Annotated in this window: 7 protein-coding genes; 5 read left to right on the forward strand and 2 right to left on the reverse strand. The window is 63.5% G+C overall.

What is annotated here, in order from left to right:
* Positions 1-52 precede the first annotated feature (52 nt).
* The 4 genes from BJF92_RS00605 (at position 53) to BJF92_RS00620 (ending at position 4926) form a co-directional block, all read left to right on the forward strand.
* Entirely contained in the window at positions 53-1630 is a 1578-nt protein-coding gene (locus tag BJF92_RS00605; RefSeq protein ID WP_280938368.1) for a putative N-acetylmannosamine-6-phosphate 2-epimerase, read from the forward strand.
* 177 nt (positions 1631-1807) lie between these two features.
* Positions 1808-3139 carry an extracellular solute-binding protein gene (locus tag BJF92_RS00610; protein WP_075632855.1) on the forward strand — a complete coding sequence of 444 codons (1332 nt, stop codon included), beginning with the start codon at positions 1808-1810 and terminating at the stop codon, positions 3137-3139.
* A gap of 99 nt (positions 3140-3238) precedes the next feature.
* A complete protein-coding gene (locus BJF92_RS00615; protein ID WP_075632856.1) occupies positions 3239-4108 on the forward strand; it encodes a carbohydrate ABC transporter permease in 870 nt (289 codons plus the stop codon).
* The gene (locus BJF92_RS00620; protein WP_075632857.1) at positions 4105-4926 is read left to right on the forward strand and encodes a carbohydrate ABC transporter permease; all 822 of its coding nucleotides are present in this window, start codon (positions 4105-4107) and stop codon (positions 4924-4926) included. The genes BJF92_RS00615 and BJF92_RS00620 overlap by 4 nt, the downstream gene beginning before the upstream one ends.
* Positions 4927-4980: 54 nt before the next feature.
* On the opposite strand, the gene BJF92_RS00625 is transcribed toward BJF92_RS00620, so the two are convergent.
* Together BJF92_RS00625 and BJF92_RS24845 are read right to left on the reverse strand one after the other, a co-directional pair.
* Positions 4981-5475: a hypothetical protein gene (locus BJF92_RS00625; protein ID WP_075632858.1), complete on the reverse strand. Its 495-nt coding sequence runs from the start codon at positions 5473-5475 to the stop codon at positions 4981-4983.
* A 123-nt stretch (positions 5476-5598) separates the two neighbouring features.
* The gene (locus BJF92_RS24845) at positions 5599-5838 is read right to left on the reverse strand and encodes a hypothetical protein (protein ID WP_143523844.1); all 240 of its coding nucleotides are present in this window, start codon (positions 5836-5838) and stop codon (positions 5599-5601) included.
* 278 nt (positions 5839-6116) lie between these two features.
* On the opposite strand from BJF92_RS24845, the gene BJF92_RS00630 reads away from it, so the two are divergent.
* Positions 6117-6845, forward strand: a complete 729-nt coding sequence (locus BJF92_RS00630; RefSeq protein ID WP_342585764.1) for a sugar transferase — start codon at positions 6117-6119, stop codon at positions 6843-6845.
* Positions 6846-7541 lie beyond the last annotated feature (696 nt).

The raw sequence follows: 7541 nt of genomic DNA on the forward strand, positions 1-7541 counted from the left end.
AATCTGGTCTTTTCGCCGTATCGTGTCCCCAAGGCAGAAGAAGGGGCAGCGGGTGCACAAGCAGGATCTCCAGGACAGTCTTGTCGTCTCGTGCCAGCCGGTGCCCGGCGGGCCGATGGATACGGCCGAGGCCGTGGTCGGCTTTGCCCGCGCCGCGCTGGCCGGCGGAGCGCGGGCCCTGCGCATCGAGTCGGTCGCCTATGTCCGTGCTGTGCGCGCGGCCGTGTCCGCGCCGATCATCGGCCTGGTCAAGCGCGATCTTTCCGACAGCCCGGTGCGCATCACGCCTTTTCTGTCTGATGTCGAGGGCCTGATCGAGGCCGGCGCCGACATCATCGCCTTCGATGCCACGGACCGACCGCGTCCGGTGCCGGTGGCCGAGCTGGCGGCAGCGGTGCGCGCCGCGGGCCGCCTGTCGATGGCTGATTGCGCCTGTGTGGAGGATGGGCGGCGGGCGCTGGCGCTCGGCGTGGATTTTCTCGGCACCACCATGTCCGGCTATACCGGCGGGCCGGAGCCGGTGGCGCCCGATCTTGAGCTGATCGCCGCCTTCCGGGCGATGACGCCCGACGTGATCGCCGAAGGGCGCATCCGCACGCCTGAGCAGGCGGCCGCGGCGGTGGCCGCCGGTGCCGCTGCGGTCGTCGTCGGCTCGGCCATCACCCGCACGGAGCATGCCACGGGCTGGTTCCTCGAGGCCGTGACCGGCGCGTGGCGCCGCCGCGCGGCGGGCGACCAGCCGGTGCTGGCCGTCGATCTCGGCGGCACCAAGACCAGCCTGGCCCTTGTGCGCGGCGCGGAGATCGTCGCCAGCCGAACATTTGCCACCGAGCGCGCGGCCGGCCCTGACGCCTGGCTCGATGCCGTGGCGGCAGAGGCGACGCGGCTCGGCGGGTCTTATGGCGCGGTGGGGCTGGCTGTGACCGGCTTTGTCGATCGCGGCACCTGGTCCGCCATGAACCCGGCCACGCTCGGCATTCCCGAGGCCTATCCGCTGATCGCCGCCGCGAAAGCCCGTTTCGATCAGCCCGTCATGGCCGTCAACGATGCACAGGCGGCGGCCTGGGGCGAGTTCCGCTTCGGCGCAGGGCAGGCGCAGATGCATGAACCGGGATCGCTGGCCGACGAGAACGGAGCCGAAAGCGGCACCGATCTGGTCTTTCTCACCATCTCCACCGGGCTCGGCGGCGGCATTGTCGCCGGCGGGCGGCTTTTGACAGGGCTGTCGGGCCATTTCGGCATTCTCGGTCTGGGCTCAGGAGGCGCGCGGCCTCTGGAAGACGAGATTTCCGGCGGCTTCGTCGCCGGGCAGGCGCGCGCGGCCGGCCATGCTCTGGATGCCGCCAACGTCTTTGCCGCGGCACAAGGCGGCGCGGGCTGGGCTGAAGCCATCGTGCAGCGCTCGGCCGCCCGCGCCGCCCTTCTGACGGGGGATCTGCAGCTGGCGCTTGACCCGGCCGTAATCGTTATCGGCGGCGGCATCGGTTTGGCCACCGGCTATCTCGACAGGCTCGCCGCGCTGCACGCCGCCCGCCCGGCACGGCAACGGCCAAGGCTGGTGCCGGCGCGCCTCGGCGCCGAGGCCGGCCTGATCGGCGTGGCGGCCCTGGCGCGCGACAGGCTGGCATGAAGCGCGTGTCCTTAAGCTAGCGCCACAGGCCGGCTGGCCGAAATTTGGAGCATCGAACCGGACGGAGAAGCCGGTTTTTCGATGAGCCCGATGCAAACCGGAACCGAGAGCAGCGGACTGTGTCCGACCGTCAGTCCGCTGCTGCGAAGACATGAACGATAACAAGAGGGAACGACAATGCGACTGACTAAGACATTGCTGGTGGTGACCGGCCTCATTCTTTCCACCACGGGCCTTCCGGGCCTGGCACAGGCCAAGGTCACCGTGCTCGGCTGGCCGGGCGGCTCGGAAGAGACCGCGCTGCGCGCCGTCGCCGAGGCCTATAATGCCGAGCCCGGCCGGGCCGAGGCCGACAAGGTGGAGCTGATCTTCTTCAACCGCGACGGCTTCTTCGACAAGTTGCAGGCCGACATGGCCGCCGGCTCCGACGCCTTCGACATCAATCTCGTCGCCACCTATTCGATCGGCCGCTATGCGCCTTATATGGACACGATCGATCTCGGCGCCGACGCGCAGAAGACCTTCGGCGATTCGGTGCTGAAGACCATGCAGTTCGAGGGAAGGCAATATGGCGTGCCGACCGACCTCTCGCTGCACTTCATGTATTACCGTAAGGACCTGATCGATGCGCTGCTGCAGGATGAGGCGGCCAAGGCGAAATATGCCGAGATCGCGCAGAAATATCTCGGCAAATCTCTGGCGCCGAAGGATCCCGACAGCTGGACCTGGGACGACTGGGCCGCGACCGCGCTCTATTTCAGCAAGCAGGTGAACCCGGCCAGCCCGACGCGCTACGGAACGGTGCTGCAGATGAAGAACCTGCTGTTCAACATGATGGTGTTCCAGTCCCTGCCGCGCTCCTATGGCGGCGACTGGATGGACAAGGACGGCAAGATCACGGTGGATTCCGCCGCCTACCGCACCGGACTGGAGCTCTACAAGAAGCTTTACGATGCCGGCGCTTCGCCCAAGGATTCGCTGAGCTACGAATATGCCGAGACCAATGCCGCCTTCGGCGCGGGGCAGGCCGCCACGGCGCTGCAATGGAACGCTGCCGCCGGCGACCTGACCAGCGCGGAAAAATCGCCCGCCGTGGCCGAGGTCACCGGCATGGTCGCCCCGCCCGCCGGGCCTGACGGCCGCGCCGATCATATTCACGGTCTCGGCCTGGGCCTTAACAAGGCCGCCAAGAACAAGGAGGGCGCGACCCGCTTTCTGAAATGGCTGGCCACGGAAAATGCCGCGCTCGCCTATGCCAAGGCGGGTGGATCACCGGCGCTGGCGCCCGAGGTCGTTGCCAAGGTGGCGGCCGAGCGTCCTGATCTCGTCAAGCTCGGCGATTTCGCCGGCAAGTACGGCTATGTCATGACCGGTGCGACCTCCGCCAAGGCCCTGTCGGTCTACGAGCTGCAGGCCAAGGAATTCACTGGCTACTGGTCCGGCCAGCAGAGCCTGGACGAGGCGCTGAAGAAGACCGAGACCGGCATGGCCGAGCTTCTCAAGAAATAGCGATCCGCCGATCGCGAGGTGGGTCGGCGCATCGCCGAGCGACGCTCCGGCCCGCCTGCCGCTTTCATGACCATTGGGAACCGACATGCAGGGACTGCCATGGCCCTTTTGAAGCCTGCCCAGAGCCGGCTGTTTCTCACGCCGCTGACCGGCTTCCTCATGCTGTTTCTCGGCTTTCCGGCGCTGGTCAATCTCGTCTATTCGGTGTCCAGCGTCTCCTTCGAGACGCTGCGCAATCCGCAGATTACCGGCTTCGGCAATTATGCTCTGGTGCTGGCGGATGGCGAGTTCTGGCGTTCGGTCTCCTTTTCCGGGCGCTTCGCCCTCGTCACCGCCCTTGCCGAATGTCTGATCGGCCTGTTTCTCGCCCTGTTCCTGGCGCCGCTTCTGCGGGCGCACTCCGTGCTGATGGCGCCGCTGATGCTGCCCTTGATGGTGGCGCCGGCCATGATCGGGCTGATGTACCGCCTGGTCCTGCATGAATTTGCCGGGCCGGTGCCCTATTATCTCTTCCTCTGGCTCGGCGACAGCCCGGCCTTCCTCAGCGTCGAAAACGCCTTCACCGCGCTGGCGGTGGTGGAAATCCTGCAATGGACGCCCTTCGCCTTCCTGCTGTTCTATATGGCCTATAGCGGGATTTCGCCTGACATCCGCGAGGCGGCGGCGCTTGACGGGGCGCCGTGGTATCGCGTGCTTCTGTGGATCGACCTGCCGCTGATGCGGCCGACGCTCGCCATCGCCTTCTTCATCCGCTTCATCGACGGCTTCCGCGTGTTCGACAATGTCTATGCGCTGACCGGCAGCGGGGCCGGCGGCTCCACCACCTCGCTCTCCATCTACATCTATCAGGCCTTCTTCAAGCAGGGGGCGATCGGCAAGGCGGTGGCGGCCTCCGTCCTGCTTTTTCTTGCCTCGCTCGCCGTCCTCACCCTGATCAACCTGATGGCCGGCACAAGGAGGCGGGCATGATCAAGACCTTGCGCTGGATCGTCTTCCTTCTGGCCGCCCTGGCGATGAACTTCCCCGTCATCGTCACGCTGGTCACCTCGTTCAAGACGGCACGGGAACTGGCAAGCAATCCAGGTCTGTGGATCCAGTCGCCGACGCTTGCCAATTATGCAACGGTGCTCGGCAAGACGGACCGGTTCAATATCTATGCCTATCTGCTGAACTCCACATCCGCCGCGCTGATCGGCACGCTGGTGGCGCTCGCCATCGCCTTTCCCGCCGCCTATGCCATTGCCCGCAGCGCCATCGGTCGGCGCGTGCTGCTGCCCGTGGTCATCAATCTCCGTGCCATGCCGCTGGTGATCTTCGCCATCCCGCTTTACATGATGTACCAATGGCTCGGGCTTCTCGATACACGCCTCGGCCTTGGCCTGATCCTGGCAATCGTCAACATCCCGCTGGCGCTGGTAATTCTGGTCAACGCGATCGGCGAGGTGCCGATCGAGCTCGACGAGGCCGCCAGCGTCGATGGCGCTTCGGCCGCGCGCATCATGCTATCGGTGGTGCTGCCGGTGGTGCGCCCCGCCGTGACGACCTGTTTCATCTTCGGCTTCATCACCGCGTGGAACGAGTTTTTGTTCGGGCTGATGCTGACGACCAGCCGCGCCGTGCCGATGACAGTCGGCTCGTCGTTCTTTTTCGCGGCGAGCGGCGGCGGTGTCCAGTGGGGTGCAGCTTCTGCAGTCATGATCCTCGGCGCTTTACCGCCGGCGCTGCTCGGGTTGATCATGTACAGGCAGATTTCAGCCTCGATGACGGCGGGCGCGGTCAAAGGATGAAGGCTGTTCGGCGGCCTTGCGCCATTAGCTTTGTGATGAGCCAGTCTCTGAAGATCAATGATGACCGAAGGAATAGGTGCCGTCCGGCTCGAAATGCGGGGTGATGCCCGATGCGGCGCCGCGACGCTCGGCAATGCGCACGGAGACGGCAAGGATCCGGTCCAGCGCCAGCGCCTCCTTCGCCACCCGTTCAAACAGCCTGTCAAAGCGCTGGGCCGCCTCCCTGTCCGCGCGCCGGGCCGCCTTTGGGGCGGCCGAATGGGCGGGTGTGAGGCTGATGCGCAGGCCGACATTGTCCTGAAAGCGTGAGAGCTGGCGGCCGATCCGCGCCAGCCGGCGGCTGTCGTCCGCCTCCAGCTCGGTGGCGATGACAAGGCGGAAGGCATTGATCATCGTCGTCTTGCTTGCCGGGAGTTCCTCGGTATCGAGAATGTCGTTCGCCACATTCTCCACCCGTAGGAGAACGATGAAGGCCTCCACAAGATCGGCGGCCTGCAGAAGGACATCGGCGTCCGACGACGTCTGTTTTTCCCACTCGACCCCGAACATGGCTGGCATTCCTTGTGTTGGTTGGCCTCGTCTCGACTCGCCCTGTTCTGACGGGCCGGTTGCAGACGTCCTGTTCAACGCGCGGAGGGATGAAAGGTTCAGCATGGGCGCTTGTCGCTCTGTTCACCATGTAGCGGGGCCGATGCTCCAAAAAAAGACGGCCATGTCTTTTCTGCGCTCTTCTATAATATGTTTGGCAAAAGACCCGCTGTTATTGGTGTGCCATGCAGCGTGCGCCGCGCCGAGATCCACCAGCGCCGACGCTTCTGCCGCCGGGAAGTCAGCAAATACGGGATATGCGCCGCTGCTTAAGCATGTTGCATTGCAACTTATCTCAAAATGGCGCATCATCGATTTGGTCATGTGCCAAAGTATATTTAACTATACTATAGGAAATAGTTGCAGGAATGGCTATGCCTGAAAATAGGGCAATTTTGCAGCGCAACGCCCCATTTTGGCCCTGAAATTCGCCTTATGGTCGCGTTCTCAAATGATTTTCTAACTTTTGGAGGCGAGCTATGCGCTCGGCGCATGGCTGTGATGCGCGATCTGTCGTTAAAGCACGCTTAAGTCATCTTTTAAAATAAGAATATTGCTGCTATTACTGTCAGCACACGATCTACAAAGTCGGGAGTCGGCACGTGACGATGACATCGATCCATGAGAATCATGCTCAGTCCTTCCCCCAGGGAACGGCGTCCTATGCGGTTGGCTCTGTCGCCGACTATTCGGGCTCTTCGCTGAGCCAGGGTGCAACGAACCGCGCTCTGCACCTCGGCCTGAAGCGCGCAATGGATATTGTGGTCTCGCTCTCCGCGCTGATCGTTCTGGCGCCGGTGCTGCTGCTGGTCTGCCTCGCGATCAAGCTCGACAGCCGCGGCCCGATTTTCTTCAGTCAGGAGCGCTGGGGCCGGAACTGCACGAAGATCAGGGTCTTGAAGTTCCGCTCGATGCGCACGGATTTGTGCGACGTCACGGGCGTGGCGCAGACCGTGAAGAACGATCCGCGCATCACCCGCGTCGGCGCTTTCCTGCGCAAGAGCAACATCGATGAGCTGCCGCAGCTGATCAACGTTCTCAAGGGCGACATGTCACTGGTCGGTCCGCGCTGCCATGCCATCGGCATGCTGGCTGCCGGCATCCTCTATGAGGACCTCTGCCCCAACTATCATCAGCGCCATGCCATGCGCCCCGGCATGACCGGTATGGCCCAGATGCGCGGCCTGCGCGGCCCAACCGATCGCGCCTCGAAGGCCCGGGCCCGCGTCGCTTCGGACCTCTACTACGTAAACAATTTCAATATCATGCTCGACATCCGCATCATCCTCGGGACCATTCGCTCCGAGCTTTCGGGCGGCAAGGGCTTCTGATCACTCTTCTGGTCTCAAGGGTGCCGGCACTGCTCGGCGCTCGCTGATCGGGCGACGAATTGTCGGTGGAGTGACCGGATAAAACTAGAAATCGAGGGGATCCTGCGAAAGCAGGGTCCCCTTTTGCGTTCCAGAGTGCGTGAATGGGCTTGGCAACCAATCGGCCAGCGGATAGTCGCGACCTGTTGTCTTGTCGGCCTGACATCGGCAGGGGCAAGGTCACAGCACGCCACAGAAGGCGGTCAAATGCATGAACCGCATTTCCTTACAGGTGATGCGGGACGAGGCGGCGCCGCAAGTCTCTTCTCCCCAACGGGGAGAAGGTGGCCCGAAGGGTCGGATGAGGGGGCTAGCCAGGGCCGCCAATCACAGTGTCGTGCACTGTGAATCAGATGCAGTCTGATCCTCTAGAATTTTATTTTCGCATCGGATTTTTCCGAAAACCTATTCCCACTTTTCGGTCCGATGCTCCGGCGTCAAATGATCAGGCCTGACGCAGGTCGCGCAAACAGGTGAGCACCTGTGCGCGACTTGCTGTCGATCCTCGATCGTTCATCGGCTGCTTTCGAAGCCGGTTCCGACCTTTCGACCGGATGCGCTCAGAGCTTGCGCACGGAGTCGCGTGTGATGATGACGTCGTTGGAGGCGCCGGAGACGGTGGAGGTGACGGAGTTCACCAGGTCGAGGAACTTGACC

Origin of the sequence: Xaviernesmea rhizosphaerae, from assembly GCF_001938945.1 — a bacterium.
Classification (GTDB): Bacteria; Pseudomonadota; Alphaproteobacteria; order Rhizobiales; family Rhizobiaceae; genus Xaviernesmea; species Xaviernesmea rhizosphaerae.

Bases quoted from the DNA above. Each gene is read 5' to 3' on its own strand.
- BJF92_RS24845 (WP_143523844.1), bottom strand. From the start codon at position 5,838: ATGACCAAATCGATGATGCGCCATTTTGAGATAAGTTGCAATGCAACA.
- BJF92_RS00610 (WP_075632855.1), top strand. From the start codon at position 1,808: ATGCGACTGACTAAGACATTGCTGGTGGTGACCGGCCTCATTCTTTCC.
- BJF92_RS00615 (WP_075632856.1), top strand. From the start codon at position 3,239: ATGGCCCTTTTGAAGCCTGCCCAGAGCCGGCTGTTTCTCACGCCGCTG.
- BJF92_RS00620 (WP_075632857.1), top strand. From the start codon at position 4,105: ATGATCAAGACCTTGCGCTGGATCGTCTTCCTTCTGGCCGCCCTGGCG.
- BJF92_RS00625 (WP_075632858.1), bottom strand. From the start codon at position 5,475: ATGTTCGGGGTCGAGTGGGAAAAACAGACGTCGTCGGACGCCGATGTC.